The organism is Achromobacter insolitus, assembly GCF_002209555.1.
In the GTDB taxonomy this organism is placed as follows: Bacteria; Pseudomonadota; Gammaproteobacteria; order Burkholderiales; family Burkholderiaceae_B; genus Achromobacter; species Achromobacter insolitus.
Genome location: NZ_NJIF01000001.1, coordinates 1,093,824 through 1,114,152 on the forward strand (window position 1 = coordinate 1,093,824; position 20,329 = coordinate 1,114,152).

Consider the following 20,329-nt stretch of genomic DNA (forward strand, 5'->3'; position numbering starts at 1 on the left):
ATGCCGGAGCGGGCCAGTTGGAGGCCCCTAGACGCCGGTGGTTTCTCCCGCCCGCGCCAACACCAGCCGGGCGCGCGCGATGACGGGCGCGTCGACCATCTTGCCGTCCAGCATGAAGGTGCCCGCGGAAGTGTCGCGGTGCGTGGCGATGACTCGGCGCGCCCAGGCCAGTTCCTGTGCCGCAGGCACGAAGGCCGCGTGGATTACGGGAACCTGCGTGGGATGGATGCACAGCATGCCACCGAACCCCATCTGCTGCGCGCGGCTGGCGGCTTGCGCCAGGCCGGCCTGATCCTGGACGCCCGGGAACACGCCATCCAGCGCGGGCGGCAGGCCGGCGGCGCGGCTGTGCAGCAGCACCTGTACCCGCGCCTGGTCCAGCACGGTGGCGGCGCCCGGGGTATCGGGCGTCAGACCCATGTCCAGGGCGTAGTCCAGGCTGCCGAAGGCCAGGCGCTCCACGCCCGGCGTGCCGGCGACTTCACTGGCGTTGAGGATGCCCTGGGCGGTTTCCAGGATGGGAATCACCCGCAGGCCCGCCTGGACCACATGCCGCACCTGCGCCAGGCTTTCGGCCTTGGGTAGCAGCACGCCGGCAACCCCAGGCTTGCCGCGGCATGCCTTAAGGTCGTCATCGTGCCAGGAAGTGGAAGCATCGTTGATCCGCACCCATAGCCGGACGCCCGGGTTCGTCCCCAGGAAATCGCACAGCGCTTCCCGGGCGGAGGCCTTGGCCAGGTGCTCGACCGCGTCTTCCAGATCGACGATGACAGCGTCGGCTGCGGCGGCCAACGCCTTGGGAATGCGTTCGGGGCGCGACGCCGGCACAAACAGCGCGGTACGGACAACGGGATGCGTCACACGACCTCCGATGCATGGAATTGCGCCACCTGATCGGGCGCGTATCCCAATGATGCTAGCACCGCATCCGTGTTTTGGCCCACTGCGGGCACGGGCGCCATGCGCGGCGCAAAGGCGTTGCTGCTGGCCGGCGGCAGCAAGGCGGGCAATTCGCCCGCGGGGCTGTCGACGCGGCTCCAGCGGCCGCGGGCCTGCAGCTGCGGGTGAGCCCACACACCAGCCATGTCGTTGACACGCGCATTGGCGATCTGCGCGTCCTCCAGCCGCTGCGTCACCTGTTCGATGGACAGGTCTGCGAACGCGGCCACGATCAACGCCCGCAGGTCATCGCGGTTGGCGGTGCGCAGCGAATTGGAAATGAACCGCGGATCTTCCGCGAGCTCGGCCTGGCGCAGCACCTGCGCGCAAAACACGCGCCATTCGCGTTCATTCTGCAGGCCCAGCATGATGGTGGCGCCACCGCCCACGGGGAATGGACCGTAGGGGTAGATGGATGCGTGGGCCGCGCCCGCGCGCACGGGCGGCGTGGCGCCCTCGAACGCGTAATACATGGGAAACCCCATCCACTCGACCATGCTCTCCAGCATGGAGACGTCCAGGCGGCTGCCCAAGCCGGTTTTCTGGCGCAGCAACAAGGCGTTCAGGATCGCGGAATAGGCATACATACCAGCCGAGATATCGGCTATGGAGCAGCCGGCCTTGACCGGATCGTCCTTGGTGCCGGTCACCGACAGGAAGCCGCTTTCGCTCTGGATCAGCAGGTCGTAAGCCTTTTTGTCCTGGTAGGGACCGCCCTCGCCGTAGCCCGAAATGTCGCAGACGATCAGGCGCGGATACTTTTTGTGCAAGGCGTCAAAAGACAGGCCCAGGCGCGCGGCAGCGCCCGGCGCCAGGTTCTGCACCAGCACGTCGGCGGTTTCAAGCAGGCGTTCCATGATGCCGCCCGCCTCCTCGCGCTTGAGGTCCAGCGTCAGGCTTTCCTTGGAGCGGTTGGTCCAGACGAAATGCGAGGACAGGCCGCGCACGCGCTCGTCATAGCCGCGGGCGAAGTCGCCGCCGCCAGGACGTTCGATCTTGATGACGCGCGCGCCCATGTCCGCCAGCTGGCGGGTGCAGAACGGCGCCGCGATGGCGTGCTCCAGGCTGACGACGGTGATGCCGTCCAGGGGACGGGGGGCCTCTGTGCTCATTCGGTAAACCTCAGTTCGGCTTGGTGGGCCAGCGTGCCGTCCTGCTCAGCCCACAACTGGGCCACGCCCGGCTCGGTCAAGCGGCCGGCCACCTGGAAGGGCGTGGGCGAAATCAGCGGGCGCAAGCCGCGATATGAAAGGTGCGTCAGGCGCGCCGCGGGGTGGGCGCGGGTAAACGCGGCGACCATTTCCGTGGCGATGAGCGGGCCGTGCACCACCAGGCCGGGATAGCCCTCGGTGCCGGTCACGTAGGGATGGTCGTAGTGAATACGGTGGCCGTTGAAGGTCACGGCCGAATAGCGGAACAGCAGCACGGAAGAGGGTTCGACGGTGTCGCGCCACTGCGCTTGCGGCGCGGGTTCGCTGCCAGTGAGCTTGGGTGGCGTCGGCTGGCGGTAGACGATGTCCTGTTCTTCGTGGATGGCCACTTCGCCCTCCTGGCGGTACTCGTGGCGCACCGTCACGAATAGCAATGCGCCGGTGCGTCCCGTCTTCTCTTTGACGTCGATCACGGTGGATTCGCGTTCGGCGGGCACGCCGACCTTCAGCGGCCGGCGGAACTCAACCCTGCCGCCCGCCCACATGCGGTTGCGGTCCTGGGCCGGCGGCAGGAAACCTCCGCGGGCGGGGTGGCCATCCGTCCCCAGTCCGTCCATATCCACCGCGGAGATGAAGAACGCCCATTGCCACAACGGCGGCAAGGCATCGCCCTGGCCCGGCACGGGGCCGCCCAGGGTGGCCGCGATGCGCGCGGCATGGCCGGGATCCATGGCGTCCGCCTTGCGTTCACCGCTGCCGATCCACGCGGCCGGATCTGTAGATGTCATGCCGATATCCTCTGCTGGGGTTTTTACAGCCTGAAGCATGCCCGCAAGCCGTCCCCCTTGTGAATTCGTTTTTGCTCAAGGCGGGGTTTGCCCCGCCTGAATCGACCGGCCCGGCCTCCCGGTGCGCCGTCCCGCGCCGTAATATATGGCCCATGCACTTCGACCTCGCCGACCTACGCCTGTTCATCCACATCGCCGAATCCCCCAGCCTGACTCAGGCTGCCAAACGGGCGCACCTGTCCCTGGCAGCCGTCAGCGTGCGCATCAAGGCGCTGGAGAACCAGCTCAACTCCCGCCTGCTGTACCGCGACAGCCGCGGCGTGGAAATCACGCCCGCCGGCCAGAAACTGCTGCAGCATGCGCGGGTCATCATGCGCCAGGTGGATCACCTGAAACATGACTTCCAGGAGCAGGCCGACGGCGATGCGGGCCATATCCGCATCTTCGCCAATACCACCGCGGTGACGGAATTCATGCCGGACATCCTGGCGCACTTCCTGTCCGGGCACCCCGGCGTCACCGTGGACCTGCAGGAACGCCTGACCCGCGACATCGTGCGCGGCGTGCTGGATGGCACCACCGACCTGGGCATCGTGGCCGGCCCGGTCGACGCGCCCGAATTGCAGACCATCCATTTCAGCACCGACAAGCTGGTGCTGGTGGTGCCCAATGGACATCCGCTGCAAGACCAGGAAAAGATCAAGTTGGCCGAGGCCGTGCGCTATCCCTTCATCACCATGCACGAAGGCTCCACGCTGGTCGCATTCCTGCGCGACCAGCTGGAACAGGTTGGGCAACGCCTGCCTCAGCGCATCCAGCTCTACAGTTTCGATTCGATCTGCCGGATGGTGCAGGCGGGAGTCGGCGTGGGCGTCATACCCGACTCCGCCGCGCGGCGCTATGGCTCTGACATGAAACTGCGCGTGGTCGAGCTGGACGAGCCCTGGGTAGTGCGCGAACGCAAGCTGCTGGTGCGCGACATCGACGCCCTGCCGGGCTGCGCTCGCGAACTCATCGAACAGATCCAGGCTGCGCGGACTCCCTGAACTCGAAGCGTCGCCAGCGCCATTCAGGTGCCGGTGAATGCCGGCGCGCGTTTTTGCGCGAACGCCCGCATGCCTTCCAGGTAGTCGTCGGTATAGCCCAGCTCACGCTGCAAACGGCATTCCAGGTCGAACTGCTGCGCCAGCGTGTTGCCGCTGGAGGCGTGCAGCGCAGTCTTGGTGGCCGCGTAGGCGCGGGTGGGCCCGGCCGCCAGCGTGTCGGCGACCTCCGCCAAAGTGTCGGCCAGCGCGCTATCCGGCACCACCCGCCAGATCAGCCCCCACGCTTCCGCCTGCCTGGCGCTGAGCGCTTCGCCGAACAACGCGGCGCCCATCGCTCTTGCTGATCCCACGAGGCGCGGCAGGAACCAGGTGCCGCCGGCATCCGGCAGCAAGCCAATCTTGCTGAAAGCCTGCACGAAGCGCGCCGACTCCACCGCAAATACCACGTCGCAGGCAAGCGCCAGGCTGGCGCCCGCGCCGGCGGCGACGCCGTTCATCATGCACACCACCGGCACCGGCAGCGCATGCAGCCGGCTGATGAGGGGTCGATAGCATTTCTCCAGGATCAGGCTCAGATCGCGGCGCGAGCCGTCTTCGGCGGGCTTGCGCTCGCCGAGGTCCTGTCCCGCGCAAAACCCGCGTCCCGCGCCCGTGATGATGAGGCCTCGAAGCCCGCTATCGGCTTCCAAGACATCCAATGCGCGAGCCAGCTCCGCATGCATGACTTCCGTGAAACTATTCAGCCGGTCAGGCCGGTTCAGCGTGATGACGCCCACGCCCCGTTCCAGGGTGAAGCGGATCTGTGTATAGCCCCCGCCGACTGCTTGCGCTGCTGCCGCCGCGTTCATGCCACTTCCTCCAGTACGGCCAGTTGTTCGGCGCTATCGCCCAGCAGCTGATCCACAATAGTGAGCCGCTTGAAGTAATCGCCCACCTCCAGCTCGTCAGTCATGCCCATGCCGCCATGCAGCTGCACCGCCATCTGCGCTACCAGACGCCCCGCGCGCGCGGCTTCCAGTTTGGCCGAGGCGATCATGCGGCGGCGCTGCGCCGTATCGGTTTCAGTCAGGGCCGCCACCGCCACATAAGCCATGGACAAGGCCAGTTCCTTGGCCACCAGCATTTCCGCCAAGCGATGCTGCAAGGCCTGGAACGACGCCAGCGGCTGCCCGAACTGCTTGCGCGCCTTCAGGTAGTCGACGGTGATCTCCAGCAGCCGCTCCATCGCGCCTGCCGCGTGCGCGCAAAGCGCGGCCGTGCCCCAATGCAGGGCCTGCGCCAACGCCCCCTCCGCCGCGGCGCCTTCGGCAAGCAAGGCATCAGGCGGCAGGCTGACTGCATCCAGATCCAGCCGCGCGCAACGCGCGCCGTCCAGCGTGGGCGTATCGGTAACCTGCACCCCCGCCGCATCAGCCGGCACGGCGAGCAGCAAGGTCCGCCCGTCATCGCCGCGCGCGCTCAGCAACCAGGCCGTGGCAGCTCCACCGTGCCAGACCAGATGTTTGACGCCGTCCAACCGCCAGCCTTCGGCGGTCCTGGCCGCGCGACAGTCGCGCGGATCGACGTCATAGCGGCGGCCGGGTTCCTGATACGCCACGCTGACGATGGCATCGCCCGAGGCGATCGCGGGCAGCCAGAGGCCACGCGCCTCCCCGCCGCAGGCCTCGAGCAGCGCCGCGCCCATGACCGCGCTGGGAATGACCGGTTCCGAAACCAATCCGCGCCCCAGTTCCACGTGGACTGGCAGCAGGCTGGCAGGCACTTCGCCAAAACCGCCAAAATCCTGTGGGATAGTCAGGCCCAGCACGCCCAGTTCCGCCAGCGCGGCCCAGGCGTCGGCATCCAGCCTGCCCGCCGCCTGGCGCGCGCGGCGGCGGGAATGCGTCCACTCCTGATCCACCAGGCGGCGCAGGCTGTCGGCCAGCATGCGCTGTTCTTCGGTATAGATGAAATCCATGCGTCGTCTTCCTGTCGGGGTTGCGCGGGAACGGGGCCTACAGGCCCAACACCAGGCGGGCGATGATGCCCTTCTGCACTTCGGTGGTGCCGCCATAGATCGAGGTCTTGCGCATATCGGCGTAGCCCGCGCCGGCCGCGGCTGCCATTTCCGGTCCGGGACCGCTGTAGCCGTTGTCAGCCTGCAGCCAGTCGGGGTCATAGGGCCAGGCGTCGGGCCCCGCGACTTCCATCTGCAACATGGCCAGGTCCTGCTGGATCTCGGAGCCCCGGATCTTCAATACGGAAGCTTCCGGTCCGGGCGTGCCATCGTTGCTGGACGCCACGCGCAACAACAGCATTTCCAGGGCCATGATGTCTACCTCGATGCGCGATATGCGATCGCGAAACCGACTGTCTGCCAACAAGGGCCTGCCGCGGGAATTCGCCCGCGCGGCCATATGCTTGAGCACGCTAAGTTCGCGATGGCAATGACCCAGGCCCGCGATGCCCGTGCGTTCGTGGCCCAGCAGGTACTTGGCATAGGTCCAGCCCTGGTTCTCCACCCCCACCAGATTGGCCGCCGGCACGCGCACGTTTTCCAACCAGACCTCGTTCACGTCGTGCCCGCCATCCAGCGTGCGGATCGGCCGCACGGTCACGCCGGGAGACTGCATGTCCAGCAGCAACATCGAAATGCCGCGCTGCGCGCGGGCCTCGGGATCGGTGCGGACCAGGCAGAACATCCAGTCGGCATACTGTGCCAGCGTGGTCCAGGTTTTTTGTCCGTTGACGATGTAGGTGTCGCCGTCGCGCACCGCACGGGTGGAGAGCGAAGCCAGATCGGATCCGGACCCCGGCTCGGAATAGCCTTGGCACCACCAGTCCTCCACGCGGATGATGCGCGGCAATAGACGCGCCTGCTGCTCGGCGCTGCCGTACTTCATCAAGACCGGACCGATCATGGACAGGCCGAACGGCAACAGGCGCGGCGCGCCGGCCTTGAAGCATTCGACCTCGAAGATCAGCCGCTGCAAGGCGTTCCAACCGGTGCCGCCGTGCTCCACCGGCCAGTTCGGCGCGCCCCAGCCCCGGTCGGCCAGGATGTTGTGCCAGCGCACGTAGTCGTCGCGTTCCAGGCGCTGGTGTCGCAGCACTTTGTCGCGTATGTCCTGCGGCAGCTTGTCCGTCGCGAAGGCGCGCACTTCTTCGCGGAATTGGCGCTCTTGCGGCGTCCAGGTCAGGTTCATGGTCGGGCTCCTTTTGCCAGTATCTAGCCACGGACCGGCACGCCCGGCAATCTGCCTCTTCCGAAGACGGGCTTCGCGCTGGACGTAGGGCACCCCACTACGGACGGACGGAAGCCCTGCTTCAGCAATGAAGAATGGCCGAACGCACCGCCAGTGCCGACACTTGCAAGCGTCATCCACTGGAACCCCTACGCATCATGACCGTTCCCGACTTCACGGACACCGCGCCGCAAGGCGCCGAGGCGCAATACCGCCAGGCGCTGGACCAAGGCCGTTTCCTCATCCAGCATTGCGCCGGCTGCAACCGCCCGGTGTTCTATCCCCGCATGATCTGCCCCCATTGCGGCGCGGATGATCTGACCTGGATCGAGCCCGACGGACGCGGCGCGGTCTACTCCACCACCGTGGTGCGCCGCAAGCCCGAGGCGGGGGGAGACTACAACGTCGCGCTGATCGACCTGCGGGAAGGCGTCAGGCTGATGAGCCGCGTGGAAGGCGTGGCGCCTGACGCCGTGCACATCGGCATGGCGGTGCGCGCCCAGGTAGCGCTGCAGGACGGCCGAGGCCTTGTGGTCTTCGTTCCCACCAAGGAGGCGCCATGAAGCTTAACGACCTGCGAGGCGCCGTTGCCGTGGCGGGCGTGGGCCACGCGGGCCTGGGCCAGGCCCCGGGCCATACCGAAATGGAAATTCTCGTTCAGGCAGCGCAGCGTGCCGTGGCGGACGCCGGCCTGAGCATGCGGGATATAGACGGCATCTGCACCGCCAGCGTGGCGGCCCCGATGTGGGCCATGCCGGTCATCGAGCACCTGGGCATCCGCCCTGCCTTCATCGACAGCACCATGCTGGGGGGATCCAGCTTCGTCGCGCACCTGCTGCCCGCGCTGCATGCGCTGGCGTCCGGCCAATGCAATGCGGTGCTTGTCTGCTATGGCAGCACGCAGCGCACTTCCACCCTGAGCCGTGCCGAGATCGGCCGGGTCCGCAAGCAGTTCGATCCGCAGCCGTATGAAACCCCCTACGACCCGCTGAGCCCGCTGTCGTCCTACGCAATGGCGGCCGCGCGCCACATGCACCAATACGGCACGCGTCGCGAGGACCTGGCGCAAGTGGCGCTGGCGGCCAACCAATGGGCCCAGCTGAATCCCGAAGCGCAACTGCGTGAACCGGCGACGTTGGAGCAGATCCTCTCGGCCCGCATGGTGTCCGACCCCCTGAGCGTGCGCGATTGCTGCCTGGTCACCGATGGGGCCGGCGCGTATGTGCTGGTGCGCGCCGAACGCGCCCGCGACCTGCCGCGCCCGCCGGTCTATGTGCTGGGCAACGCCACTACCGTCTGGAACCGCCAGATCTCGTCCATGGAGGACCTGACCGTCACCGCCGCCGCCGAGTCCGGCGCTCGGGCGTTCGGCATGGCGGGGGTGTCGCCCAAGGACATCGACGTGCTGGAGTTGTACGACGCCTTCACCATCAACACGTTGCTGTTCCTGGAAGACCTGGGTTTCTGCGCCAAGGGTGAAAGCAAGGATTTCATCGCCAACGGCGCCATCGCCCCGGGTGGAACCCTGCCTGTCAACACCAACGGCGGCGGCCTGTGCTGCGTGCACCCCGGCATGTACGGCGTTTTCATCATGATCGAAGCCGTGCGGCAGTTGCGCGGCGAATGCGGCGCCCGTCAGATCGCCGATGCGCACCTGGCGCTGGTGCATGGCAACGGCGGCACCCTGTCCAGCCAATCCACCGCAATCCTCGGCACCCAGGCCACGCTTTGAACGACGCAATCGCTACCATGTCCCCGGCCACTCCCCTCACCCGCATTCATCACCTGCTGGCGCAGCAAGCCGGCCAACGGCCCGACGCCACCTTTCTGCATGAAGAAGGCGGAGGCAAGCTGAGCTACGCGCAATTCTGGCGGCGTGTGCAGGCCGCTGCCGCCTGGCTCGACCAGCAGGGCGTGCAGCCTGGGCACCGCGTGCTGATCGCTGGTGAAAACTGCACCGCAATGATCGCGGCACTGTTTGCCTGCAGCCTGGCGGGCGCCTGGCCGGTGGGCGTGAACGCACGCCTGTCGCCGCGTGAGCTCGATGCCATCCGCGACCATGCCCGGCCCGAACTGCTGCTCTACACCAGCGGCATCTCCGCCGCTGCTGCCGGACACGCGGCGCATGCGGGCGCCACGGATGCCGACCCCGAAGTCTGGGGACCCGGCATGCAGGCCGCAAGGGCGGCCCGTCCCACGCAGCCCGAGGCAGGCGATACCGCGGCCGAAGTGGCAACCGTGATCTACACCTCCGGCACCACCGGCGCGCCCAAAGGTGTGCTGGTACCGCACCGCGGCCTGCTGCATTTCGCGCGCGTATCGGCAGCGTCGCGCCGCCTGACGCCGCAGGATATCGGCTACGCCGCGCTCCCCATGTCCCATATTTTCGGCATCGCCACCGTGTTGATGGCCACCGTGCACGCGGGCGCCAGCCTGGTGTTGCGCAGCCGCTTCGATGCGGCGGATGCCTTCAAGGCACTGGCCCATCCGGGCGTCAGCATCCTGCAGGGCGTGCCCACCATGTTCAGCCGGATGATGGCCGTGGCGCCGCCGCGCGCGGAGCTGCGGGCCCCGGCCCTGCGTTACCTGTATACGGGCGGCGCCGCGCTGGACCCGACGCTCAAGCGCGAGACCGAACGCTACTTTGGGGTGGCCATGCACCACGGCTATGGCATCACCGAGTATGCGGGCTCGATGTTCGTCACCCGGATCGACGCGCCCCGAGACGACTGCTCGGCCGGCCATGCGGTGGACGGCGTGGAACTGCGCATCGGCAATCCCGACAACGGCACGCCCGCACCTGGCGAACGCGGCGACATCCTGATCCGGGGCCCTGGCGTCATGCTGGGCTACTACCGCAACCCCGAACAGACCGCGCAGGCCCTTTTGCCTGGCGGCTGGCTCAACACAGGCGACATCGGATACCTCGACGAACAAGGCGCTCTGTTCATCGCCGGCCGTTCCAAGGACCTGATCATCCGCTCCGGCTTCAACGTCTATCCGTTGGAAGTCGAATCGGTCATCAATGCGTTCCCCGGCGTGCGCCTGTCGGCCGTGGTGGGCCGCCCCACCGCAGACCAGAACGAAGAGGTCATCGCCTTCGTCGAGCCTTTGCCCGGCGCCACGGTGGACACCAATCTGCTGATGCTGCATCTGCGCGCACAGTTGGCCCCCTACAAACGGCCCGCTCGCATCATCCCCATTGAAACCATTCCCACGACCATCAGCGGCAAGATCCTCAAGCAGCCGCTGAAAGAAAGGCTGGCGTAGCCGCGGCCAGTTGCTCCGCTGCACGACCCGCTACTAGGGCCTGGACAGGCCCTGAACCACAAGGAGACAACAGCGTGAACATCAAGACCCTGCTCGCCGCGGCCATTGCCGCCGCCACCTTCGCCGCGGCCTCAAGCGCCCACGCGGATGCCTATCCCGAACGCCCCATCCGGTTGCTGGTGGGCTATGCCCCCGGCGGTCCCGTGGACACCACCGCCCGCGTCTTCGCCAAGTATCTGGGCGACAAGCTGGGCCAATCCGTCGTGGTGGAGAACCGCGCCGGCGCCAGCGGCATGATCGCATCGGATGCCACCGCCAAGGCGTCGCCCGACGGCTACATGCTGGGCTTTGCGGCCAGCCCCACGCTCACCATGTCTCCGCTGGTCCAGCGGAGCACGCTATTCGATCCGCGCAAGGATTTCTCGCTGATCGGGCTGGTCGTGGACTATGCCAATGTCCTGCTGATCGGCCCGCAGATTCCCGCAAGCAACGTCACCGAACTCGTCACCTACGCGCGCGCCCATCCCGATGCCGTGTCGTTCGGCTCCGCCGGCATCGGCGCCTCCAACCACCTGTCGGCGGAGCTTTTGAAAAAGCAGGCGGAAGCGCCCATGCTGCACGTCCCTTACCGCGGCAACTCGCCAGCCATGGTGGACGTGATCAGCGGCAAGATCACGTTCATGTTCGACATCACCAGCACCGCCATCCCCTTCGTCAAGAGCGGCAAGGCCCGCGCCCTGGCCGTCACGTCCAAAACCCGCAATCCCGAACTGCCCGACGTGCCCACCATGATCGAAGCCGGCATGAAAGACTACGAGGTCGTGGGTTGGTATGCGCTGGTGGGACCGAAGAAGCTGCCCGATGCGGTGGCAGCGCGACTGACCCGCGCGCTGCAAGAGGTTTCCAGCGATCCAGCCTTCCGCCAAGCCATGACCGACGGCGGCTACACCATCAACACGGGCGACTCCAAGGCATTGCAGGCGCGCATCGACCGCGAATACGCCTTGTGGTCCGACGTCATCCACAGCGCCAACATCCAGGCCAATTGAGAATCACCGGAGCATCCAGATGAATCCCCCGCTCGCGCTGCACACCCAGACCCGCCTGCCCGTCATCGGCGCTCCCATGTTCCTGGTCTCGGGGCCGGACCTGGTGGTGGCGCAGTGCGCGGCGGGAATCATCGGCACATTTCCCTCGCTCAATGCCCGTCCCCAGGAGCAGCTGCACGATTGGCTGACGCGCATAGAATCGGGGCTGACCGCCAGACGCCAAGCGGACCCCGCGGCCAGGATTGCGCCCTATGGAGTCAACCTGATCGTTCACCCCAGCAATCCACGCTGGCAGGGCGATCTGGCCATCTGCGCAGAACGTCGCGTGCCGCTTCTCATCACTTCGCTGCATGCGCCTGAAGCAGTGGTGAAGGCCGCGCATGGCTACGGAGGGCTGGTATTCCATGACGTCACGAACGTGCGGCACGCCAAGCGCGCGCTGGACGCCGGGGTCGACGGCCTGATCCTGGTGGCCGCGGGCGCGGGCGGCCATGCGGGGCAGATCAACCCGATCGCCCTGGTCAACGAGATCCGCGCGTTCTACGACGGACCACTGGCGCTGTCCGGCTGCATCAGCCACGGCAAGGACATCCTGGCGGCGCAGGTGCTGGGCTGCGACTTCGCCTACATGGGCACGCGCTTCATCGCCACGCAGGAATCGCTGGCCGGCGATGGGTACCGCGAAATGGTGCTGCAGGCCCAGGCGGGCGACGTCACCTATACACCCTACTTCTCCGGCGTGCCTGCCAACTACCTGTCGGCCAGCATCCAGGCGGCTGGCCTGGATCCTCATGTGCTCGCAAAATGCAACGAAGCGCCCCCCGCGAACATGGACAAGAGTTCACGGCCCAAGGCCTGGAAGGACGTGTGGAGCGCGGGCCAGGGCGTGGGCGCGGCGCAGGAAGTGCTGCCCACCGCCATGCTGGTGGATCAGCTGGAATCCGAGTACCGGGCAGCCCGAGAGGGCTTGCGCCGGCTCTAGGGCCCGTGCAACGCGCCATGTGGCGCGAACAGGGCCTAATCCAGCTTGATGTTGGCCGCCTTGATGACATCGCGCCACTTCGCGATTTCGTCGCGCACGAACTCCCCGAACTGCTCGGGCGTGCCGGGCTTGGGCTCGGCGCCCGCGGCAATCATGCCCTGGGCAGTGGCCGCATCCGACAGCACCTTCACCAGGTCCGCGTTCACGCGTTTGACGATGTCGGGCGGCGTGCCCTTGGGCGCCATGACTCCGCTCCATGAATACGCTTCGTAACCCGGCAGGCCGGATTCGGCGATGGTCGGCACATCGGGCAGCATGCTCGAGCGCGCGGGGTTGCCCACGCCCAGCGCTCGCACCTTGCCGCCCTTGAGATGCGGCACGGCCGAAGGGCCGTCAGCGAACATCACCTGCACCTGTCCGCCCAGCAGGTCCTGCATGGCGGGCGCGCTACCCCGATAGGGAACATGCTGGATGCGCACGCCGGCCATGGCGTTGAAGAGTTCGCCGGCCAGATGCGTGCCGCCCCCCGTGCCTGAAGAACTGAACGACAGCTTGCCAGGATTCGCGCGCGCGTAGGCGATCAGTTCGCTCACCGAATTCACGGGCAGCGCCGCGTTCACTACCAGCACGATGGGGAAGACCGCCGCCATGCCGACCGGCACGAAATCGCGGGTGATGTCGTAGCTGAGATTGGCGCGCAGGCTGGGCAGCACGGCATGATGGATGGAAGCAAAGAAGAAGTTGTAGCCGTCTGGTTCGGACTTGGCCGCAAACTGTGCGCCCACGATGCCGCCAGCGCCCGACTTGTTGTCCACGACCGTGGGCACCGACCACAACTGTCCCAGCGGCTGCGTGGTAAAGCGCGCCGTCGTGTCCACCGGACCGCCGGCGGGAAATGGCACGATGAAGTTCACGGCGTGGGCAGGCCAGGCGGCGGCCCGGACAAGCCTAGGGAACAGCATAGGCATCGCGGCTGCGGCGCACGCAGCGCCCAGCCCCGCAACGGCGCGGCGGCGTAGTAGATCGGTCACGGCAGTCTCCTGGTTCTCGGTTTTATCGGTCGCCAAGCCCGAGGACTGCTGCCCGGCGCCTTTTTTTATTATTTTCCGAACCGGCGGAACCGCCGCTACATATTTGCAAAAGCCCCTCTTCCGGGCTTGCTATAGGCCGCGCGCGGCGCGCTGCACATGCTCGATGAAGCATTCCGCGAAACTGGGCAGATCGCGCCCCCGTTGGCGGCACAACAGGCGGTCACGCAGCGCCCAGGGGTCTTCCAGTTTCAGCACATGCAGCGCATCCGGACGGCTGTAGCGCGCAGCGCAGGCCCGCGGCACCACCGCAATTCCCGCGCCTGCCTCCACCATCCGGCACACCGCTTCAAAGCTGCCCACGTGCACGCGCTGGCAGATCCGCTTGCCCAGGCCGCTGGCGATGTCTTCCAGGAAGGTCTGGATGGCACTGTCGGGATGGATGCCCACGAATTGATAGGCATCCAGCAGATCAGCGAAATGCGCGGACTCGGACGCTGCCAGCGGATGCTCGAGCGAGGTGACCACGGTGAGCTCGTCGCGGAACAGCGGCGTGACGTCCAGGCCGGACACATCGATATTGCCCGCCACCAGCCCCAGGTCGCCCGCGCCAGCGCGTATCGCAATCACGATATCGCCAGATATTTTTTCTTCGAGCTCCACGTCCACGTCAGGGTTTTCCGCAAGAAACGTGGACAACGCATCAGCCAGGAATGAGTTGGTGGCCGTGGTGTTGGCCAACAGACGCAAGCGTCCCTTCAAGCCGCTGGCATAGGGTTGCAGGTCCGCATTCAGGCATTCAAGTTGGCGGAATACCGCGTTCGCGTGCTTGAGCAGCACTTCGCCGGCCGGCGTCAATGCGACGCCCGTGGCCATGCGCACCAGCAGCCTGGCCTTGAAGGCCTCTTCCATGTTCTTCACCCGCGCGCTTGCCGCCGGCAAGGAAAGGAAGGTGCGCTCTGCAGCCCGGGTCAGATTGAGTGTTTCCCCCACGTTCAGAAACAAACGCAGGTCGGTCAGATCGTGTCTCATGTTCCACCACGCAGAAGGGGGGCATTTCTAATTTTGAATTCTTCACATGCCTTGTCGAATCTACCATGGTGCATCCCCTCAAACCAGACCGTTTGATGCGGAACTGTTTTCCACATACGGCGCTCGCGCCGCAGCACAGGAGTCAGCTTCAATGAGCGGCATCGTTTCCGGAAAAGTGGTGATCGTTACCGGCGCGGGAGGCGGCATCGGCCGCAGCATCGCGCTAGCCATGGCGCAGGCCGGGGCCAAAGTGGTCGTGAATGACATCGGCGTGTCGCTCACTGGTGAAGGCGGCGCGCAAGGTCCTGCACAGGCCGTCGTCAAGGAGATCGTCGCGGCCGGCGGGCAAGCGGTGGCAAACACCGACAGCGTGGCCGCTTACGACAGCGCCAGCCGCTGCGTGCAGACGGCCATCGATGCCTTCGGCCGCATCGATGCCGTGGTCAACAATGCCGGCAATCTGCGCGACCGGGTTTTCCACAAGATGAGCGAAGAAGAATGGAGCCAGGTGCTCGGCGTGCACTTGAACGGGTCCTTCTTCATGAGCCGCGCCGCCGCGCCCTACTTCCGCGAACAGGAGTCCGGCGCATTCGTCCACATGACTTCCACTTCCGGCCTGATCGGAAATTTCGGCCAGGCCAACTATGCGGCGGCCAAGCTGGGCATCGTGGCCTTGTCGAAATCCATCGCGCTGGACATGGCGCGCTACAACGTGCGCTCCAACTGCATCGCGCCGTTTGCCTGGAGCCGCATGACGAGTTCCATTCCCGCCGAGACGGACGAAGAAAAGGCCCGCGTCGAAAAGCTGAAGAAGATGGAAGCGGGCAAGGTCGCCCCCATGGCCGTCTACCTCGCCAGCGACGCCGCCAGCGAAGTCACCGCGCAGATCTTCGCGGTGCGCGCCAACGAGATCATGCTGATGAGCCAGCCGCGCCCGTTGCGTACGGTGCATCACGGCGAAGGCTGGACCCCCGAACGCATTGCCGAGATCGCCGTGCCTGCCATGCGCAAGCACTTCTATGCGTTGGAGCGTTCGCCCGACGTGATCGATTGGGACCCCATCTGAGACCGCCGCCATGCCCCTGGACTACGACACCGTGAAGAACTGGCGCTTCGACGAGGTGCGCCAGCGTTACGACGAAAAGGACACCATGCTGTACGCGCTGGGCATCGGCCTGGGACAGGATCCCGAGGACGCCGGCCAGCTGCGCTACGTGTACGAAAAAGGCTTGCGGTCCTTTCCGACCATGAGCGTGGTGCTGGGCTATCCTGGCTTCTGGGTCCGGGACCCGCGTGCAGGCATAGACTGGGTGCGCGTCGTGCACGGCGAGCAACGACTGACCATGCACGCGCCTCTGCCAGCCGCGGGCGTGGTCACGGGTAGAAGCCGCAACACGCATGTGATCGACAAGGGCGCCGACAAGGGCGCCATCGTCATTACCGAACGCACCTTGCACGACGAAGACGGCGCCTGCCTGGCCACCTTGCGACAAAGCACGTTCTGCCGCGGTGACGGCGGCTTCGGACAGGGAGACGACAGCCCCGAAGCCCTGCCTGCAGCGCCCGATGGCGCCCCGGACCTGCGCTGCGAGATCCGCATTCCCGCCAGCGCGGCGCTGCTTTACCGGCTTAACGCGGATCGCAACCCGCTGCACGCGGACCCCGAGGTGGCGCGCCTGGCCGGCTATCCGCGCCCCATCCTTCACGGGCTGTGTTCCTACGGCGTGGCGGCGCATGCCATCGTGAAAAGCTGCTGCGACTACGACGCTTCCCGCCTCCTGAGCCTGAACACACGATTCTCGGCGCCCGTGTATCCCGGCGAAACCCTGCAATGCGACATCTGGCGCATGCCGGATGGCCAGGTACGCTTTCTGGCCCGCACGCTGGAGCGCAACGTCGTCGTGCTCAGCAACGGCACGGCGGAGCTGAAGCCATGACGCGGCCCGCCGCCCTGACCGGCATCCGGGTGCTGGACCTGTCGCGCATCCTGGCCGGGCCATGGTGCACGCAGAATCTGGCCGACCTGGGCGCCGACGTCATCAAGATCGAACGCCCCGGCGTGGGTGACGACACGCGCGCCTGGGGACCGCCGTTCCTCAAGGACGGCGACGGCCAGGACACCGAGGAATCCGCCTACTATCTCAGCGCCAACCGCAACAAGCGTTCCGTCGAAGCCGACATGGCAACGCCCGAAGGCGCGGCGCTGATTCGCGAACTCGCGGCCGCCAGCGACATCCTGGTCGAAAACTTCAAGGTGGGCGGCCTCGCCAAGTACGGCCTGGACTACGCCAGCCTGAAGCAGATCAACCCACGCCTGATCTATTGCTCCATCACCGGTTTCGGCCAGGATGGCCCCTACGCGCAACGCCCCGGCTACGACTTCATGATCCAGGGCATGGGCGGCCTGATGAGCATCACCGGCGAACGCGACGACCTGCCCGGCGGCGGTCCGCAAAAGGCCGGCGTGGCAGTGACCGACATCGTCACCGGCATGTACGCCACCGTGGCGGTGCTGGCGGCCTTGCAGGAACGCCATAACAGCGGACTAGGCCAGCACCTGGACATCGCCCTGCTGGACAGCCATGTCGCCATGCTGGCCAACCAGAATTCCAACTACTTCAACTCCGGCGTGGCGCCGCAACGCGCCGGCAACGCGCACCAGAACGTCGTGCCCTACCAGGTGTTCGCCGCCAGCGATGGCCACCTGATCGTCGCCACGGGCAATGAATCGCAGTACCGGGCGTACTGCCGCGCCATCGGCGCGCCCGAACTGGGCGACGACCCGCGCTTTGCCACCAACCGCATGCGTCTGGCCAATCGCGAACTGCTGGTCGGCCTGCTGACCGAGATCATGCGCCAGGGCAAGCGCGACGACTGGATCGCCAAGCTGGAAGCCGTGGGCGTGCCCTGCGGACCGATCAACGATATCGCCCAGGCCCAGGCGCATCCGCAAGCACAGGCGCGGCAGCTGCGCCGCGATCTGCCGCATCCTGCTGGCGGCGTGGCTGCGGTGACGGCCAGTCCGTTACGGCTGTCGGCCTCGCCGGTGGAGTACCGTCGCGCACCGCCGCTGCTGGGGGAGCACACGGAGGAAGTGCTGCGGGAGGTGCTGGGGAAGACGCAAGAAGAGATCGCGGCGTTCCGCGCAGAGCGGGGAAACAGCAACTAAGCCGCAGGCAAACAAAATCACCATCACACTCAAGTAAATCATGTATGTCATGTCCGGCCGCCCGCGCGGCCTACGAAGCACTAGGCGCTAAAGCCAAAAAAAAACGGCCACCAGTCCACTGGCAGCCGTTTTTCTCACAGCCTACGGAATCAAGCCACAGCGACCGGAATCTTCCCGATCTTGGCCTGCCATTCCTTGGGCCCCGTGGTATGGACAGAGGTACCCTGAGCGTCAACCGCCACGGTCACCGGCATGTCCTTCACGTCGAACTCGTAGATGGCTTCCATGCCCAGGTCGGCAAAGCCCAGCACCTTGGCGCCGCGGATAGCCTTGGACACCAGATAGGCAGCACCGCCCACCGCCATCAGATAGGCCGAGTTGTGCTTCTTGATGGATTCGATCGCGACCGGGCCGCGCTCGGACTTGCCGATCATGGCGATCAGGCCGGTCTGCTCCAGCATCATGTCGGTGAACTTATCCATGCGGGTGGCGGTGGTGGGGCCGGCGGGGCCGACCACTTCGTCACGCACCGGATCGACCGGACCCACGTAGTAAATGACGCGGTTCTTGAAGTCCACCGGCAGCGGCTCGCCCTTGGCCAGCATGTCCTGGATGCGCTTGTGCGCGGCATCGCGGCCCGTGAGCATCTTGCCCGACAGCAACAGGGTCTGGCCCGGCTTCCAGCTAGCCACTTCTTCCTTGGTCAGCGTGTTCAAGTCGACCTGCTTGGACTTGTTGTAGTCGGGCGCCCAGTGCACTTCCGGCCATTCGGACAGCGACGGCGGATCCAGGCGCGCGGGGCCCGAGCCGTCCAGTTCGAAGTGAGCGTGACGCGTGGCGGCGCAGTTCGGGATCATGGCCACGGGCTTGGAGGCCGCGTGGGTCGGGAAGGTGCTGATCTTGACGTCCAGCACGGTCGTCAGGCCGCCCAGGCCCTGTGCGCCGATGCCCAGGGCGTTGACCTTTTCGTACAACTCGATGCGCAGTTCTTCCAGCTTGCTCTGCGGACCACGGGCCAGCAGTTCATACATGTCGATGTCTTCCATCAACGACTGCTTGGCCATCAGCATGGCTTTTTCGGCGGTGCCGCCGACGCCGATTCCCAGCATGCCCGGCGGGCACCAGCCGGCGCCCATCGTCGGGACCGTCTTGAGCACCCAGTCCACCAGCGAATCGCTCGGATTCAGCATGGCGAATTTGGATTTGTTTTCCGAACCGCCGCCCTTGGAAGCGATCTGCACGTCGACCTTGTCACCGGGGACCAGTTCGACGTGCAGGATACAGGGCGTGTTGTCGCGCGTGTTCTTGCGCGCGAACAGCGGGTCGTCCAGCACCGAGGCGCGCAGGGGATTGTCCGGATTCAGATAGCCGCGGCGCACGCCTTCGTCACAGAGTTCCTGCAGGGTGCGCTTGGTGTCGAAACGCACGCCCATGCCAACCTTCAGGAACACGTTGACGATGCCGGTGTCCTGGCACAGCGGGCGCTTGCCTTCCGCGCACATGCGCGAATTCGTCAGGATCTGAGCCATCGCGTCGCGCGCTGCAGGGCTTTCCTCACGCTCATAGGCGCGGGCCAGATGGCGGATGTAGTCGACGGGATGGTAGTAGCTGATGAACTGGATGCCATCGGCTATCGACTGGATGAAGTCTTCTTCTTTGATGATGACTGACATGGCGATATGCGGGTGTAGATGGATAACGTAAAAACGCGGCCGGCGTGACCGGCCGCGCGCGGGTCCTTGAAGCCTATTTTATTTCCCTTGCCAGACCGGCTTGCGCTTCTCGGCGAAGGCCGTCGCGCCTTCCTTCGCGTCGGCCGATGAAAAGATGTGCGCGATCAGCGGACGCTGCTGATCGAACATGCTGGCCTGGTCCCAGTCCCCCGACTGCGCCACGATGCTCTTGGCGGTCTGCACCGCCAGGGGGCCGTTCTCGACGATGGCGCGTGCCAGCTCCAGCGCGCCGGCCAGGGCGGCGCCCGGTTCGGTCAGGCGGTTGACCAGGCCGAAAGAGTGAGCGCGTTCGGCGGTCAGCATTTCGCCCGTCAGGATCACTTCCATGGCGATGTGGTACGGCAGGCGACGCGGCAGGCGCAGCATGCCGCCCGCGCCCGCCACCAGGCCGCGCTTGACTTCGGGTAGGCCGAACTTCGCATTGCTGGCGGCCACGATCAGGTCGGAAGCCAGCGCCATTTCGCAGCCGCCAGCCAGCGCGTAGCCTTCCACCGCGGCAATCAGCGGCTTCTTGGGCGGGCGTTCGTTCAGACCGGCGAAACCACGGCCTTCCACATAGGGGCGCTGCCCGGACTTGGCAAAGGCCTTCAGGTCCATGCCCGAGGAGAACGTGCCGCCGCCGCCCGTCAGGATGCCGATGCGGATGTCGTCGCGGCTGTCCAGCTGGTCCAGCGCCGCAGCCATCGCTTGCGCGGTTTCCAGGTTGATGGCGTTCTTGGCCTCGGGACGGTTGATCGTGATGATCTGGATGCCGTCGGTGACTTCTACCTTGATCAGGTCTGACATGGGACTGCTCCTTCCGGGAATTCTCGGAATCGGGGTTCCGGGTTTTATATAAGACTTGGTGCGTAACCTGGAATCATACGATCATTGGTTTCCAGGCGCAGGGCAGGCCCCCGGGCGGCGTCCACCAGAGGC

General features: G+C 66.1%; 19 protein-coding genes. 9 read left to right on the top strand and 10 right to left on the bottom strand.

What is annotated here, in order from left to right:
* Positions 1–27: 27 nt before the first annotated feature.
* The 3 genes from CEY08_RS04920 to CEY08_RS04930 are packed head-to-tail and all read right to left on the bottom strand — an operon-like array spanning position 28 to position 2,878.
* Positions 28–861 (bottom strand): HpcH/HpaI aldolase/citrate lyase family protein, encoded by an 834-nt coding sequence (locus CEY08_RS04920; protein WP_076816196.1) that lies wholly within the window; start codon positions 859–861, stop codon positions 28–30.
* Positions 858–2,051, bottom strand: coding sequence for a CaiB/BaiF CoA transferase family protein (locus CEY08_RS04925; RefSeq protein ID WP_042796476.1), 1,194 nt, complete (start codon positions 2,049–2,051; stop codon positions 858–860). The genes CEY08_RS04920 and CEY08_RS04925 overlap by 4 nt, the downstream gene beginning before the upstream one ends.
* Positions 2,048–2,878: an HTD2 family dehydratase gene (locus tag CEY08_RS04930; RefSeq protein ID WP_063642252.1), complete on the bottom strand. Its 831-nt coding sequence runs from the start codon at positions 2,876–2,878 to the stop codon at positions 2,048–2,050. Before CEY08_RS04930 ends, CEY08_RS04925 begins: the two co-directional genes overlap by 4 nt.
* Before the next feature lie 152 nt (positions 2,879–3,030).
* On the opposite strand from CEY08_RS04930, the gene CEY08_RS04935 reads away from it, so the two are divergent.
* Positions 3,031–3,924, top strand: coding sequence for a LysR family transcriptional regulator (locus CEY08_RS04935; protein WP_063960609.1), 894 nt, complete (start codon positions 3,031–3,033; stop codon positions 3,922–3,924).
* Between the two features lie 23 nt (positions 3,925–3,947).
* Here the strand turns inward: CEY08_RS04935 and paaG are convergent, their stop codons facing one another.
* Genes paaG through CEY08_RS04950 form a run of 3 tightly spaced genes read right to left on the bottom strand, consistent with a single transcriptional unit; the run spans position 3,948 to position 7,109 of the window.
* Complete coding sequence (paaG, locus tag CEY08_RS04940) at positions 3,948–4,772, bottom strand: 2-(1,2-epoxy-1,2-dihydrophenyl)acetyl-CoA isomerase PaaG (protein WP_076816198.1); 825 nt, start codon at positions 4,770–4,772, stop codon at positions 3,948–3,950.
* On the bottom strand, positions 4,769–5,881 hold the full coding sequence (locus CEY08_RS04945; RefSeq protein ID WP_076816200.1) for an acyl-CoA dehydrogenase family protein: 1,113 nt from the start codon (positions 5,879–5,881) through the stop codon (positions 4,769–4,771). Before CEY08_RS04945 ends, paaG begins: the two co-directional genes overlap by 4 nt.
* Positions 5,882–5,918: 37 nt before the next feature.
* A complete protein-coding gene (locus CEY08_RS04950) occupies positions 5,919–7,109 on the bottom strand; it encodes an acyl-CoA dehydrogenase family protein (protein ID WP_076816202.1) in 1,191 nt (396 codons plus the stop codon).
* 197 nt (positions 7,110–7,306) lie between these two features.
* Here CEY08_RS04950 and CEY08_RS04955 point away from each other — a divergent pair, with 197 nt between their 5' ends.
* The 5 genes from CEY08_RS04955 (at position 7,307) to CEY08_RS04975 (ending at position 12,449) form a co-directional block, all read left to right on the top strand.
* Positions 7,307–7,711: a Zn-ribbon domain-containing OB-fold protein gene (locus CEY08_RS04955; RefSeq protein WP_042797559.1), complete on the top strand. Its 405-nt coding sequence runs from the start codon at positions 7,307–7,309 to the stop codon at positions 7,709–7,711.
* Entirely contained in the window at positions 7,708–8,880 is a 1,173-nt protein-coding gene (locus tag CEY08_RS04960; RefSeq protein ID WP_076816204.1) for a thiolase, read from the top strand. The genes CEY08_RS04955 and CEY08_RS04960 overlap by 4 nt, the downstream gene beginning before the upstream one ends.
* A gap of 17 nt (positions 8,881–8,897) precedes the next feature.
* On the top strand, positions 8,898–10,418 hold the full coding sequence (locus tag CEY08_RS04965; protein WP_076816206.1) for a class I adenylate-forming enzyme family protein: 1,521 nt from the start codon (positions 8,898–8,900) through the stop codon (positions 10,416–10,418).
* 74 nt (positions 10,419–10,492) lie between these two features.
* A complete protein-coding gene (locus CEY08_RS04970) occupies positions 10,493–11,467 on the top strand; it encodes a Bug family tripartite tricarboxylate transporter substrate binding protein (protein WP_076816208.1) in 975 nt (324 codons plus the stop codon).
* 19 nt (positions 11,468–11,486) lie between these two features.
* Positions 11,487–12,449: an NAD(P)H-dependent flavin oxidoreductase gene (locus tag CEY08_RS04975; protein WP_076816211.1), complete on the top strand. Its 963-nt coding sequence runs from the start codon at positions 11,487–11,489 to the stop codon at positions 12,447–12,449.
* Positions 12,450–12,484: 35 nt separating this feature from the next.
* On the opposite strand, the gene CEY08_RS04980 is transcribed toward CEY08_RS04975, so the two are convergent.
* Both CEY08_RS04980 and CEY08_RS04985 read right to left on the bottom strand, forming a co-directional pair.
* Positions 12,485–13,480 (bottom strand): Bug family tripartite tricarboxylate transporter substrate binding protein, encoded by a 996-nt coding sequence (locus tag CEY08_RS04980; RefSeq protein ID WP_076816213.1) that lies wholly within the window; start codon positions 13,478–13,480, stop codon positions 12,485–12,487.
* A 129-nt stretch (positions 13,481–13,609) separates the two neighbouring features.
* The gene (locus CEY08_RS04985; protein ID WP_076816216.1) at positions 13,610–14,509 is read right to left on the bottom strand and encodes a LysR family transcriptional regulator; all 900 of its coding nucleotides are present in this window, start codon (positions 14,507–14,509) and stop codon (positions 13,610–13,612) included.
* A gap of 151 nt (positions 14,510–14,660) precedes the next feature.
* On the opposite strand from CEY08_RS04985, the gene CEY08_RS04990 reads away from it, so the two are divergent.
* Genes CEY08_RS04990 through CEY08_RS05000 form a run of 3 tightly spaced genes read left to right on the top strand, consistent with a single transcriptional unit; the run spans position 14,661 to position 17,678 of the window.
* Positions 14,661–15,575, top strand: coding sequence for an SDR family NAD(P)-dependent oxidoreductase (locus CEY08_RS04990; RefSeq protein WP_063642256.1), 915 nt, complete (start codon positions 14,661–14,663; stop codon positions 15,573–15,575).
* A 10-nt stretch (positions 15,576–15,585) separates the two neighbouring features.
* The gene (locus tag CEY08_RS04995; RefSeq protein WP_063960615.1) at positions 15,586–16,446 is read left to right on the top strand and encodes a MaoC/PaaZ C-terminal domain-containing protein; all 861 of its coding nucleotides are present in this window, start codon (positions 15,586–15,588) and stop codon (positions 16,444–16,446) included.
* Positions 16,443–17,678 carry a CaiB/BaiF CoA transferase family protein gene (locus CEY08_RS05000; RefSeq protein WP_076816218.1) on the top strand — a complete coding sequence of 412 codons (1,236 nt, stop codon included), beginning with the start codon at positions 16,443–16,445 and terminating at the stop codon, positions 17,676–17,678. Before CEY08_RS04995 ends, CEY08_RS05000 begins: the two co-directional genes overlap by 4 nt.
* A gap of 149 nt (positions 17,679–17,827) precedes the next feature.
* Here CEY08_RS05000 and CEY08_RS05005 read toward each other — a convergent pair whose 3' ends face one another.
* Positions 17,828–19,351, bottom strand: a complete 1,524-nt coding sequence (locus CEY08_RS05005) for a fumarate hydratase (protein ID WP_042796468.1) — start codon at positions 19,349–19,351, stop codon at positions 17,828–17,830.
* Between the two features lie 78 nt (positions 19,352–19,429).
* Positions 19,430–20,197: a crotonase/enoyl-CoA hydratase family protein gene (locus CEY08_RS05010; protein ID WP_042796467.1), complete on the bottom strand. Its 768-nt coding sequence runs from the start codon at positions 20,195–20,197 to the stop codon at positions 19,430–19,432.
* Between the last annotated feature and the right edge of the window lie 132 nt (positions 20,198–20,329).